14 protein-coding genes are annotated in these 11,867 nt (G+C 42.5%); 10 read left to right on the top strand and 4 right to left on the bottom strand.

Annotation, left to right across the window (positions count from 1 at the left end; genetic code table 11):
* Positions 1-465: phosphoenolpyruvate carboxykinase domain-containing protein (locus VGA95_03270; GenBank protein ID HEX9665557.1), on the top strand; the 465-nt coding region annotated here is incomplete at its 5' end.
* A 394-nt stretch (positions 466-859) separates the two neighbouring features.
* Here the strand turns inward: VGA95_03270 and VGA95_03265 are convergent.
* Positions 860-1,447 (bottom strand): DUF4124 domain-containing protein, encoded by a 588-nt coding sequence (locus VGA95_03265; protein HEX9665556.1) that lies wholly within the window; start codon positions 1,445-1,447, stop codon positions 860-862.
* Positions 1,448-2,021: 574 nt separating this feature from the next.
* Here VGA95_03265 and VGA95_03260 point away from each other — a divergent pair.
* The gene (locus VGA95_03260; GenBank protein ID HEX9665555.1) at positions 2,022-2,477 is read left to right on the top strand and encodes a hypothetical protein; all 456 of its coding nucleotides are present in this window, start codon (positions 2,022-2,024) and stop codon (positions 2,475-2,477) included.
* A 34-nt stretch (positions 2,478-2,511) separates the two neighbouring features.
* Here VGA95_03260 and VGA95_03255 read toward each other — a convergent pair whose 3' ends face one another.
* Together VGA95_03255 and VGA95_03250 are read right to left on the bottom strand one after the other, a co-directional pair.
* Entirely contained in the window at positions 2,512-3,192 is a 681-nt protein-coding gene (locus VGA95_03255; GenBank protein HEX9665554.1) for an SOS response-associated peptidase, read from the bottom strand.
* A gap of 5 nt (positions 3,193-3,197) precedes the next feature.
* The gene (locus VGA95_03250) at positions 3,198-3,449 is read right to left on the bottom strand and encodes a hypothetical protein (GenBank protein ID HEX9665553.1); all 252 of its coding nucleotides are present in this window, start codon (positions 3,447-3,449) and stop codon (positions 3,198-3,200) included.
* A gap of 446 nt (positions 3,450-3,895) precedes the next feature.
* On the opposite strand from VGA95_03250, the gene VGA95_03245 reads away from it, so the two are divergent.
* From VGA95_03245 to VGA95_03210, 8 genes are all read left to right on the top strand, one after another.
* Entirely contained in the window at positions 3,896-4,114 is a 219-nt protein-coding gene (locus VGA95_03245) for a hypothetical protein (protein ID HEX9665552.1), read from the top strand.
* Positions 4,115-5,174: 1,060 nt separating this feature from the next.
* On the top strand, positions 5,175-5,585 hold the full coding sequence (locus tag VGA95_03240; GenBank protein ID HEX9665551.1) for a hypothetical protein: 411 nt from the start codon (positions 5,175-5,177) through the stop codon (positions 5,583-5,585).
* Between the two features lie 15 nt (positions 5,586-5,600).
* Complete coding sequence (locus VGA95_03235; GenBank protein HEX9665550.1) at positions 5,601-7,691, top strand: S8 family serine peptidase; 2,091 nt, start codon at positions 5,601-5,603, stop codon at positions 7,689-7,691.
* Between the two features lie 380 nt (positions 7,692-8,071).
* The gene (locus tag VGA95_03230) at positions 8,072-8,200 is read left to right on the top strand and encodes a hypothetical protein (protein HEX9665549.1); all 129 of its coding nucleotides are present in this window, start codon (positions 8,072-8,074) and stop codon (positions 8,198-8,200) included.
* Positions 8,201-8,317: 117 nt separating this feature from the next.
* Positions 8,318-8,608: a hypothetical protein gene (locus VGA95_03225; protein ID HEX9665548.1), complete on the top strand. Its 291-nt coding sequence runs from the start codon at positions 8,318-8,320 to the stop codon at positions 8,606-8,608.
* Entirely contained in the window at positions 8,547-8,891 is a 345-nt protein-coding gene (locus VGA95_03220; protein ID HEX9665547.1) for a PPC domain-containing protein, read from the top strand. Before VGA95_03225 ends, VGA95_03220 begins: the two co-directional genes overlap by 62 nt.
* Positions 8,892-8,917: 26 nt before the next feature.
* On the top strand, positions 8,918-9,823 hold the full coding sequence (locus VGA95_03215) for a pentapeptide repeat-containing protein (protein ID HEX9665546.1): 906 nt from the start codon (positions 8,918-8,920) through the stop codon (positions 9,821-9,823).
* 151 nt (positions 9,824-9,974) lie between these two features.
* A complete protein-coding gene (locus VGA95_03210; protein HEX9665545.1) occupies positions 9,975-10,142 on the top strand; it encodes a hypothetical protein in 168 nt (55 codons plus the stop codon).
* A 565-nt stretch (positions 10,143-10,707) separates the two neighbouring features.
* Here the strand turns inward: VGA95_03210 and VGA95_03205 are convergent.
* On the bottom strand, positions 10,708-11,867 hold a 1,160-nt coding region (locus tag VGA95_03205), incomplete at its 5' end, for a hypothetical protein (protein ID HEX9665544.1).

Here is an 11,867-nt window from a genome sequence, read left to right as displayed (position 1 = left end):
CCCTTTGCGATGTTGCCCTTCTGTGGTTATCACATGGGTGATTATTTTAACTATTGGTTGGATTTTGGAAGGAAGATTTCTAATCCACCGCGTATTTTCGGAGTCAACTGGTTCCGCAAGGATGACGATGGTAATTTCCTGTGGCCGGGGTTCGGAGAAAATATGCGAGTATTGAAATGGATTGTGGGCCGCGCCAATGGTCGTGCTCACGGTGTTGAAAATCCCATCGGGCGGGTTCCTCGTTACGAAGATATCGACTGGCGTGGATTGAAAAACTTCACTCGCAGGAAATTCCAGAAATTAATGGCGGTGGATCGTGATGAATGGAACGAGGAGATTCTTTCTCACGAGGAGCTATTTATTAAGTTATACGATAAGTTGCCGAAGGAACTTATCTTCATCCGGGAATTGATACTATCAAGTCTTTGGCGGTCTCCAGAAAGCTGGGAAGTAGTTTCTGAATGATCGGCGTTGCAAATGAACAAGCGCCAAGTCAGAGACAAATACAAAATCCTCAATTTCGAATATCAGCGGTTGTTAATTGGAGTTTGGTAATTGTTATTTGCATTACTATGGCTCAAAATCAATTTGCTAATCCTCTTACCCCTTAAACGAATCTGTATGATGTAACGTAAGAAATGAGTCTACATAATCTTCTCGTACCAGCCTCATATCCTCGAGCAATGAAGGGCTGCTCGACCCTCGTCAGTCTTGGGATGATCCTGAGGCTTATGACAAAAAGGCCGAGGAATTGGCTAAGAGGTTTGAACAAGAGTATAAAAAGCATGATTAAGCCAAAAAGATGCCTGTGATTCAATCATACGAAAACACTCATACCCACTTCTTGTCATATACGATTTCATGGTCTCAAATAACCAGGGGGTACGCCTGCTTGACGCGCTTCGTCTTGTAGTTTCTCCCTTTCGGGTTTTATAAGACCCAGATTGAATTCAAGGTGCTTTAGCCTGTCTTCAAGATTTCTGAGCTCGAATATTGACCGATCTGCTGAGTATCCATTTATGAGCAGGTAATCTACTTCTCTCTTCTTATATGTTATTAGCTCTTTTGTAAGCGAAATATCTTCCAATACCCTTTCTTCTTTGTTGTCAATCTCGAGTGCGCGGCTGCGCCAGTATTCTCTTATAGCTTTTTCTTTATCACTTTCTAAATCTTCTTCAACGCTTTTCACCAAATCATCAGAGGGTGTGCCGGTTGGCACGTCGGATTTAAATTGATTTTCTGAACGTCTGTGGTTCAACTTCTCAATTTTTTCTACCTCTACTGCTTTTTCTTTTGGAATGAGTGAGGGATTATCTGTAAAATGAACATTTCCATTTTCATCAATCCACTTATAAATGTCTTTTGCATTTGTATGATGAGGAGCCAAATATAGGAATAAAACTCCGCATGCAAGGATTAGAATGTTGGAATGGAATTTTATGCACATGCTTAAACTAGCAAATTCCCTGTAGCTTGCTACAATGTTTTTCAGTCCACCTAGGTGGATGAGATAGCTTCGATGTCCTCGCGATGACTGGCAATCTCACGACCTGTCATTCCCGCGGATTGTAAGCGGGAATCCAGAAAAAAGTATGGATGCCCGATTAAGGTCCTCGGGCATGACAACAAGAGCCTAATCTGCGACAAGGCCTGTCCCCGCATGTTGCTTGTGGGGAGTAAGTGGGAATCCAGGCTTGATGCCATTACGTCTTTGCGAGGAGTTTTATCCCGAAGCAATCCCGTCTTTTTTTCCTGTTTTAGGTTGCTTCGGCCTTTCGAACTTTCGTCATTTCTCAACACTCAGGACTCCTTGCAATTTGCCGAAGGGACTGTTTGTTTATGTTCTGATACCCTGCTTGCTCTAGGGTTATTCCCTTCTTTATTGCTAATTACACTATTAAGTATATCCTGAATAGAGTGAATTTACTCACGGGTGAAACAATCTCTATTTTATGCTATAAGACATCAGGAGTAATCTGTTAAGATCTAAATGTAGGAATTCCAGGGGGTTTTAAAATAATATGACAATACGAGGGGGTATATTGTTTCCAGTTATATGGGTATTTGTAATTTTAATATTTCCAATTCCGATTTGGGCAGGAGAGGGTACGGTTAAAATCCCGTCTTTACAGCAGACATGTGAGGAATATTCAGATGAGCCAATGATAGCCGACGATTTATATGAGGGTAAAACGATTGAAACATCGATTAAGGTAACCAGCAAAAGAAAGATACCTTCGATTTGCTCTGATGCAGAAGAGGGAACGTTTACTGCAGAATTTGTTACAGCTAGTTATGTTGTGCAATGTGTCTGTAATCCTCCGCCCAGCAAACGGGTTTTTGATAGGATAAATGGTGGAGATGTTTTATCCATCATTGGTACTTTTAAGTCAATGACTTCTACGTTTTTCGAGGGTGACACAAAGATGTGCCAGGTCACTATTTACGGTTGCGCCCTTAAACTTGGGAATAAATGAAACGGATAGAACCTCATAAAACTGGTTTACTAGTTTACTTTTCTACAGGTTTAATACATTCAGGTATATCATTCTTGGGTGAGTTAACTATAGTCGATACTTCATATGCTTCCATCAGGTCGGATGGGTAAGGTTTTAACAGTGGGGTAAGCCTATCAAAATCCATTAGCTCAGGGTCGAGCCACGTGTTTTCATCCTTTTGATGGAGTATTACTGGCATCCTATCGTGGATTGGCTTCATCAATTCATTGTGACCCGTTGTTATAATTGTGAATGATAAGAGTTTGTCGCCATCCGGCTGTTTCCATTCATCCCATAGACCTGCGAAGGCGAAGGGCTCTTTATTTTTGAGTCTAAAGTATAGTGGTGTTTTTGTACTTTTCTTCTGAGTTTTTATCCACTCATAAAATCCGCTCGCCAATACCAAACACCTTTTTTTCTTTAAGGGATTTTTAAAGCTTGCTTTTTCTGCAATGGTTTCAGCTCTCGCATTGATCATCCGATGCCCTATTGAGGGCTCTTTCGCCCAGAAAGGTACCAATCCCCATCGCATCAATTTGAGCAGCCTGTTATCTTCTTCTACAACTACTACTGGGACATTTTGAGACGGTGCGATATTGAATCTCTTCTTGAATAAGATTCCAGCCGGATTGGTGAAATTAAAACGGTCTTCAAATTCATCTTCTTCATTATGTTGGGTAAATCTTCCACACATGATTCCTATCCTGAACGGAAATCCATCAGTACTACTCCCTCTTCAACATTGCCTGGTGTCAACTCTATGCATGTACATACACGTGGGTCGAGCCAAACACTACCTTCATTTCCGCCATTACCATTAGCTATTTTACGGGCCTGGAATTCGTTTTCGGCACAGATCAGGAATCCAAAGCATTTGCCGAACCATGGATTCCAGGGGTTCTTCTCAGACGGTAGATTGCTATTTGGTTTCAGTAGCCACAGTTTCTTCAACTCTTAGCCTCCTTTGGAGCTGTCTTCAGGGATCTGTCGATATAATATTGCTAAGAAACTTGTCCTTTCTTAACGATCCTGAGTTTGAATCATAGCTTTTCTTACTTTACCGATATCCTATTTCAGATCTCCCGGTAAGTACCTTCAATATTTTATACAATGTTATAAAAGTTAAAATAAGAATGCTATCCTGAACTTTTGTGTATTTTTGGGTTTGTTATTAGATCAAATTTCTTCCTGTTAGTTTATACTTATTACAAACTACTTCAATGTGGAGCTGCGACCTAAATTTTAACAGTTCCTTAGTTAAGATATAATGAGGATCTGCGTCCCCTTTTTAATTTGGTTGCTATGTTTACATTCAGATAATTTGGACAGTAATGAAACTGTATGAAATTCTGAATTATCTATGATATCATTTGTTATAAACATAAAGGAGAGGGAGAATGAATAAATTGTTGCTGTTAAGTGTAATTTTTGCCCTGTCGCTCATCGGCTGTAATCCAGCATTAAACAGAGCAGGTAGCGATATGGAAACTTCTAAGGAAGCTTACAAAACTTGTCTTGAGCAAAGTCACGAAGATATGTCGCGATGCGATACCTTAAGAACGATTTACGAAGTCGATGTTCAGAATTATAAGGTAATTCGGGACGAACTCTATTGAAGAAAGAAAAAACAAAAGGGTACCCCGTTTAATTCATCATCCTTCGACTGGGCCCTTCGATTCAACTCAGGACAGGCTCAGGATGCACGGATTAGACTTACATTACAATATTAAGTGAGTATAAATGAGCATAAATCCGTTAACACTGAGCCGTGAGCTTGTCGAACTGTCGAAGTGCCTGTGCTGAGCGGAGTCGAAGTAACTGTGCTGAGCCAAGTCAAGCACCAGGACCGACCGGAGTCGAAGTACGATGATACCTAGGGCATAACTCCTCAAACGTTCGATCCTTCGATTATCTCACGGCTGAGGGCAGCTCTGGTGTTCATGCGGTGTTGGAAAACCCCGCCAGTCGAATGAGCATCTATACAAACCCCGATAGGCGGGACATTCGTGTCCCGCTAATATTTGCGAGAATGTGGGGTGGTCTCTCCGAACGCACCGTTAGGTAATTTTTAAAAATGATCCCCTTGACTTTTATATTTGAAAACTTCTATTATTATATGATGGTAGCAACAACAAGAGCTTTTCTTAAATACCTTGGCAATAGGAAATGGATAAAGTCAAGAAAGGCACATATATCGTTACGGAGAAACTACCTCATATATCTAGGGAATAGGAGATGGAAAAAAGATAAGCATATCCGTGCATATCATTAAACTGTTTATCTTTTAGACGTGTCTTTCAAGGTTGTCCAATAAAATATCCTCCAAGAAGGAAAAGGGGACGCAACCCTGCATAGCCTAATCTATACCATATAATTTGAGTTTCTTTACCTTCTACTGTTATTACTGTCTCAGGGATAATCCTAATAATCTAATCTGAAGAGTTTTAGTTGACTTTTAAATATTGTAGGGGTTATAGTTAGATAAAAAATTTCAGAGGCTAAGTGGAAATGGACGGGGTAGTTTTCTCTCATATTAAACATTACTTTTTGCCTTCCTGTACGAGTACGGTTTCCTTGGACTTATACTGTTATAATATTTTTCTGCCCATTTTAATTTCTACGGTCTCTCTTGCTGCAAAAAATCCGTCAGTGCGCAAATAATTTGATCGATATATTATGTGCCCATCAATCTTTTCGTATTTTATTGTCATTATAATACTAATCTCTTCTTGCTCGCAAGGTAACAATTCCACAGGAGAAAAGAAAACCGAACGAAAAATTTCATCCAGCCTCCATAGTGTCATAGAAGAATTAGAATCAGACACACAAAACAAAGAGCAAGTCTTAACTTTTGTTGACAAATCCGCACGGATTAATGAACAAGGAGAAATACAAATTTACATCCAATTACATGAGATCGATGAATCCAGGCTAGAGGATCTCAAGAAACACGGTGTAACCATCGACATATATGATAATAAGCAGAAACTGGTTCAGGGTTGGGCATTACCCAGCAAGATAAAGATAATTAGCGGACTTCCATATGTTAAATCCATCGATTTACCTCCATATGGAGTATCAAATTAAGGGAGGGATGGAAAAATGATTAAATCAATAATTCTCTTAGGTACGTTATCTTTAGCCTTCGCTCTTTCAAGCGATGCCGATAACTTGATTACCAGATCAAAAGAAGACACGAAAATTTCATCTGCACTTTCCAATGCTTTGAGGAGTGAAAGTGCGGAAACTCAATCTCTCAAGTCAGAGAAAATTGAACCCCTATCTTTCGCAAGAGATGCTGTTAAATATGATCAGGAGGGAATGGCTCGAGTCTACATCACTCTTTATGAATTAAACCAGCAAAACTTAGAGAAACTAAAAAGCGAAGGAGTAAATATTGAAATATATGATAAATCGCTAAATTTAGTCCAGGGGGGGGTTAAACCAGACAACATCGATCATATATCAGAATTGCCTTTTGTTAAGTTCATTGATTTGCCAAATTATGGCTTTACTAATGCGGGTTCAGTTCAAACAGAAGGAGATGCTGTACTTGGCGCAGATGAGGCGAGGGAGACTTTTGCGGTAGCTGGAACAGGTGTAAAAGTAGGAGTCATATCAGATGGAATTAATGGCCTCACAGAGAGCATAGGAAGTGGGGATTTGGCATCGGGTGGTGTTAATATACCTTCCTCTCCGTTAACTGGCGGAGGTATAAGTATCGATGATCCATGCCCGGGATTTTCTCCTGTGACATCAACACCAGGTGCCAGGCCTGATGTGACTACAGGGGCAGAAGGCACGGCAATGGCAGAGATCATCCATGATGTAGCACCCGGAGCGGAACTTTTCTTTGCGCCTGGATTAGGTTCTGATTTAGAGCATAGGAGAGCAAGAAGATGTCTTACCGAAGTCGTAGACATAATTGCAGATGATATTGCCTTTTATAATGCTGGCCCATATGATGGCTCGAGTGCTGTTTCACAGGAGAGCACGGATTCGGCACTCGCGGGAGTGGCGAATTTCATAGCAGTCGGAAATGATGCTCTGAGTCATTATCAGGGAATGTTTACCGATACCGATACCGATGGATTTCATGAATTTGATGAAAGCCTTGGACAGCCATTCAATGATCTAGCTGGGGAGACACTAGATGTTACTATACCCGCCGGTGCTGATGTTAGAATTGTTCTCCAGTGGGATGATCCATTTGGCGCCGCGGATAACGATTATGATATTGCACTAATCGGCCCTGCCGATCCAAGCTCATCGGACGACTTTATTCTATCCGTATTATTGACCACCTTCTTTTCCATTAATCCTCAAGATGGTGATGATAATCCAGCCGAATTCATAGGAGTAACGAATAATGGGTTAGATCCTCTAACAGTTGGTATAGTAATCTTTGATTCTCTCAAGTTTCTAGGAATCGGCAATGCCGAGCCAAGGGAGTTGGATTTGTTTGTTCTGGGTCTCCCCAGTCTTGATGAATTTATTGTACCTGAAAGTAGTATTGCAAATAACAGTGATGCCGATTTAGTACTTTCCATTGGCGCGAGTGGCTTGGGAGTTCTGCAAAGTATAGATGAAATAAGACCTTATAGCTCTCGAGGCCCGACCAATGACGGCAGATTGAAACCGGAATTGGTTGCACCTGATGGTGTTTCAATTACTGGCGCAGGTGATTTTTCAGTCCCCTTCTTTGGAACTTCCGCGGCTGCTCCTCATGCCGCAGGAGTGGCAGCGCTTTTATTAGAGGCCGAAGAAAACCTATCTATGGCAAAATCTGGATCAATGCTCACATATGAAAAACTCTCTCCTTCAGAGGTTTCAGACGCATTGAGAAATACGGCTGTGGATTTAGGGCCTCCGGGAACAGATAATACTTTTGGTTCCGGAAGAATAGATGCTTTTGCAGCAGTGCAATCAGTTGTCCAACCACCACCCACACCTACACCGACTCCAACCCCAACACCCACCCCTAGCCCTACTCCCACACCCACCCCTACTCCTACACCATCTCCAACGGCCACACCTACAGTACAACCGACTATCGTCGATCTACAAGGGGATAGCAATGGAGGTTGCACTATTGGAGGCTCTGCTCAGGCTGGTACGGCTTTTATAAATATACTTATTCCTTTAGTCCCAGTATTTGCAATTGGGTTTAGGATGATTAGAAGAAGAAGGTAAATAGGCACGTCTGTCCCTATATTTATACCTATATTTATAATCCAATTCTAACAGATTATGAGGAGTCACCTCTCATACTATCACGTCCCCTTTATTAATCCTCACTAGCTCTTTAAGCATAGCTCTCCCATCAAGAAATTCAGGGGAGCTATGCCTTATTAGTTGGCGCTGCAATGAGGAAATTGGTTCATTTGATTTACGGAGTACTTAAGAACAAGGTGCCGTTTGATCCTGAATATTCTTTAAAAATTAATTGACAAATAATATGTAAGACGGTGTCTGACCCCTATTCTTTTATTTTACTTCTGCTTCTGCGCTTTTTGGATTTTCCTAAATTAGAGTTTATAATCGTATACAAAAAATCTAAGGAGGGATTTGGAATGAGTAAAACAAAACTACTCATAACTTATGTTTTACCACTTTACTTTCTGACTTTATTCCCGTTGAGGGATGTAAGAGGAGGCGATGTCGAGTTTACCTTACAGACAAGTTCTTCGGAACTGCCGTAAGCAAGTATTGCTGGATATGCACAGGACCCGCTTTTAGGAGCACGGGTTTGCACCATTTCACGACACCCGTAGAACGGACGCATTTTTACACTGCCTCAGACGGTATTGGAAGTCAATATGGCAAATGGGAGTGTTTCTTTCAAGATGAGAATGATTTCGCCGGGGAACTTATCTGTGCTGGTCCTCGGGGCTTGTATAACCATAAGTTTGACTTTAGAATTAAGCAGTAATACTGTTACAGTAGACTTTGTTGAGGTCGGGTCAGGTTTCGAGGTCAGGCAAACTGGTGCCGCTTTAGGTGTTCCTGTTCTTGCATCGGCTGTCGCGAATGCTGCTCTGGGGGACGATGCGAGGCCGGGCAGGCCTGACCGGGGATACCTTCAGTTTCGATGCGACCGAGGGGGATGAAATAACGCTCCGGCACGTAGAAAACCCGTCAACCGGGCATCTGGGATCACAGGCTACTTTAATACTTCGCAATGCAGAAAGCGGCAGTCCTCTCAATGAGGAGATAACAGAGGATGTTCCAATTGAAATGAATTTGACCATACCGGCTACGGGTAAATACGAGATCATAGTGGAGCAGCATGATATCCCGCCGGAGGTATGGTTCCGCGGAGATTACTTTCTGAAGTTGGAATCTTCCGGAGATACCGAGGAAATTCTCCCTGGAGAACACGTCGAACATTAGACCTTTTATGTAGGAGGATGAAACCAATGACGAGAAAAAGCACCCTCGCATCGATAATCGTGATAAGTGCCTTGATGTTTTATGTCGGATGCGGCGATGATGGTGAGGACGACTCTGTTCCGCCAGGCTTGGGGGGTGGCGGACCCGGTGACTGCACAAGTGCCTGCCCAACATCATGCTGCCCCCTTAGTCCGGGGCGGGCCGAAGCATGCTGTTGCGCCCTTCGTCCTCCGCCTACCGATGTATGTTTTTTACTGGATCTTACCGGCGTTTGCTGGAGTGGTTGCGACCTGACAGAAGCGCTTTTGAATGGTACCAAAATGGAAGGAGCGAATCTGCGCGGCGCCAATCTGACCAGAGCAAATCTTAACCAGGCCAATCTAAAGAGTGCGAAATTAGATATGGCGATTCTGACTGGCACTTCGTTTTTTTCCGCCGATCTTAGGGGAGCGGATTTGAGTCATACAGATTTGACAACAGCAAACCTGGAGTTTACGAAGCTCATTGAGGCGAAGTTTATAGGCTCTAACCTGATGGGACAAGATCTAAGTACATTTGACCCGGGGCTAGAGCTTAGGGATTTCATTGACGCTGATTTCACTGATGCGAATATGACCTCTGTTGATTTTCACGGTTCCCGAGCAATATCGGCAAAATTTATACGTGCGGATCTGACTGGAGCGAATTTGAGCCGTGTAGATCTGGTTGCAGCGGACTTTACCGACGCCAAACTGATAAATGCCAATCTTAGCGGGGCAAACCTTAGTGACGCAATACTTCGTAACGCAGATCTTTCAGGAGCAGACTTAAGCAATGCGAATCTGTTCAAAGCGATTCTTAGCGGCGCGAAATGGGTCGATGGCGTGCATACATGCGACGCTGGTTCTGAGGGTTGTTGCCTAGTCAGTCGACAGTGTCTCGCCATACCCTAGCCATAATAAAATTAAAAATATATAAAAATAGGGGTCAAATTTTTGTACTGCTCCCCTTTTGTCAAGCCGGGTTTAAATGGGAGAGCAATGCTATGACATATAGTTAAAGATTGTATAATGTTTGCCTAAAATTAGGAGAAGGAGGGTGAGGGTGAAAAAGATAAGCAAGAAGCGAAAATCAAGTCGGAAAGAGGAAAATGTAGAGGTTGAAAAGCCGAAGAAGGAGTTTAAGATAGAGGTTGTAAAGGTGGGGAAATTAGAGGAGAAAACAGGTGGAAGGTGTCCAAATTGCTACGAATGTTTTGCACCTCCTTGTTAAATCCTATAACTAAAAGGTCAAAATTAAACTTTTGACTGGATCAAATATTTAGTCCTGAAAATATTCATCCTTAAAATAGGGGCGACGTTAATCCCGCCTCTATTTTTTTGTAAGATTTACTTCTAGTTATTTATTAAAATACCTGTTGAATACCCCGTAGTTCTACAGGCTGTCCGACAATTGGAGTAGATAGATTATAATAACTGCTGTCAAGGAAATAAGTCCTCTGAGGGGAGGAATTAAAACTGGCATATGTTGAATCACAAAAAGGACAGCAGTGGTTATTGTCACCGAGTCCAGAGGAGATGATACCAGAAGACCGCATATGTTTTTTGGTAGAGGGGATAGTAGAATCAATGGACTTTACTTCATTTGACATAAAGTATTCGGTGGCAGGGCTTTGTTTCCAGCTACTTAATAAAAATGCTAGTATTCTCAGACAATTGCAAAGTGCATAAAAAGATTGAAAATTCTCCCTTTTCGTAAAGAGGAGTTAGAGAGGGGATTTGTATTCCCTCCTTTGGAAAAAGAGAGCCAGTGGGGATTTGCTCAAATCTTCATCTCTTTAATTCTTGTTCCCATACCTTCTCCACATTCTCCTCATTACAACAAGAACAAGTAGCAGAAGATATAGTGGAATTGATGGTGTTGCTCCTGCTGATGCTATAGAACAACCCCCGCTCCCTCCTCCACCTTCACCTCCAGTGGCTTGGTTGCTGTCTTGAAAGTCAGGCACTCCGTCCTCATCTAAATCTAAAAGCGGAAGAGGCTCCCCGCCTGCACTGGTTTGAACACTGTCTGCAAGCCCGTCTCCATTTTCATCAAGTAAATCATCTAAAATCCCATCTCCGTTGTCATCAACCCCCCCTGCCTCTCGAACATCCGTAGGTCTATCGCCATCCGAATTAGAATCCAAGAAATCGGGAACTCCGTCACCGTCCGTGTCCGGCAAAGGAAGCGGTAAGCCCCCTAATGCTTCCTCAACTATGTCTGCGAGTCCATTTCCGTTGACATCGGTAAAATCATCTATTATTCCGTCTCCATCCTCATCCTCCCCTCCAGCCTCTACAACATCTGGAATACCGTCCCCATCCGAATCAAGGTCGAGTTCATTAGGAATCCCATCTTCATCAGGGTTATCTAAAATCCCATCCTCTAATATCTGAGAAGTCTCAGCGAGTGATTGAGATAACATTACGGGTCTTTCAAGAGAGTTTGGAATCCCGTCGTTGTCTGAATCAATGTCAAGCTCGTTGTCTACCCCATCGCCATCCTTATCCGTTCCTCCTCCTCCTTCACCCTGACTGATACCCTGAAAAACCTGGACACGATTATTAAATGTGTCAGCAACGTATATTCTGAACCTATTTTTATCCACATCAATGCCAAAAGGGCCAGCACCCTCACTAAACTGACCATCGCCACTGCCAGCCGAGCCAAACTTGAAAATGAAAATACCACTCGGATCAAACAATTGAACTCGGTGATTAAGTCTATCTGAAACGTGTATAATGTTTAGGCTATCTACCGCCACAAACTCGGGGATGTCAAACTGACCATCGCCACTGCCAACGGAGCCAAATTTAAGAAGGAAATTGCCATTAGAATCAAATTTCTGGACTCTATGATTGTCTATTTCTGTAACAATTAAATTGCCTGCACTGTCTACCGCCACGTCACCGGGAAGCCTAAATTGACCGTCGCCTGTGCCAAAGGAGCCGAATT

Source organism: Thermodesulfobacteriota bacterium (assembly GCA_036397855.1).
In the GTDB taxonomy this organism is placed as follows: Bacteria; Desulfobacterota_D; UBA1144; order Nemesobacterales; family CSP1-2; genus DASWID01.
The sequence above is the reverse complement of the archived record's forward strand: the minus strand, read 5'-3'. Positions and strand labels throughout refer to the sequence as shown.

What these genes read in the sequence shown, in the direction of transcription:
- VGA95_03265 (HEX9665556.1), bottom strand. Translation starts at nt 1,447, where the DNA reads ATGTGCATAAAATTCCATTCCAACATTCTAATCCTTGCATGCGGAGTT.
- VGA95_03260 (HEX9665555.1), top strand. Translation starts at nt 2,022, where the DNA reads ATGACAATACGAGGGGGTATATTGTTTCCAGTTATATGGGTATTTGTA.
- VGA95_03255 (HEX9665554.1), bottom strand. Translation starts at nt 3,192, where the DNA reads ATGTGTGGAAGATTTACCCAACATAATGAAGAAGATGAATTTGAAGAC.
- VGA95_03245 (HEX9665552.1), top strand. Translation starts at nt 3,896, where the DNA reads ATGAATAAATTGTTGCTGTTAAGTGTAATTTTTGCCCTGTCGCTCATC.
- VGA95_03240 (HEX9665551.1), top strand. Translation starts at nt 5,175, where the DNA reads ATGTGCCCATCAATCTTTTCGTATTTTATTGTCATTATAATACTAATC.
- VGA95_03235 (HEX9665550.1), top strand. Translation starts at nt 5,601, where the DNA reads ATGATTAAATCAATAATTCTCTTAGGTACGTTATCTTTAGCCTTCGCT.
- VGA95_03230 (HEX9665549.1), top strand. Translation starts at nt 8,072, where the DNA reads ATGAGTAAAACAAAACTACTCATAACTTATGTTTTACCACTTTACTTT.
- VGA95_03225 (HEX9665548.1), top strand. Translation starts at nt 8,318, where the DNA reads ATGGCAAATGGGAGTGTTTCTTTCAAGATGAGAATGATTTCGCCGGGG.
- VGA95_03220 (HEX9665547.1), top strand. Translation starts at nt 8,547, where the DNA reads ATGCGAGGCCGGGCAGGCCTGACCGGGGATACCTTCAGTTTCGATGCG.
- VGA95_03215 (HEX9665546.1), top strand. Translation starts at nt 8,918, where the DNA reads ATGACGAGAAAAAGCACCCTCGCATCGATAATCGTGATAAGTGCCTTG.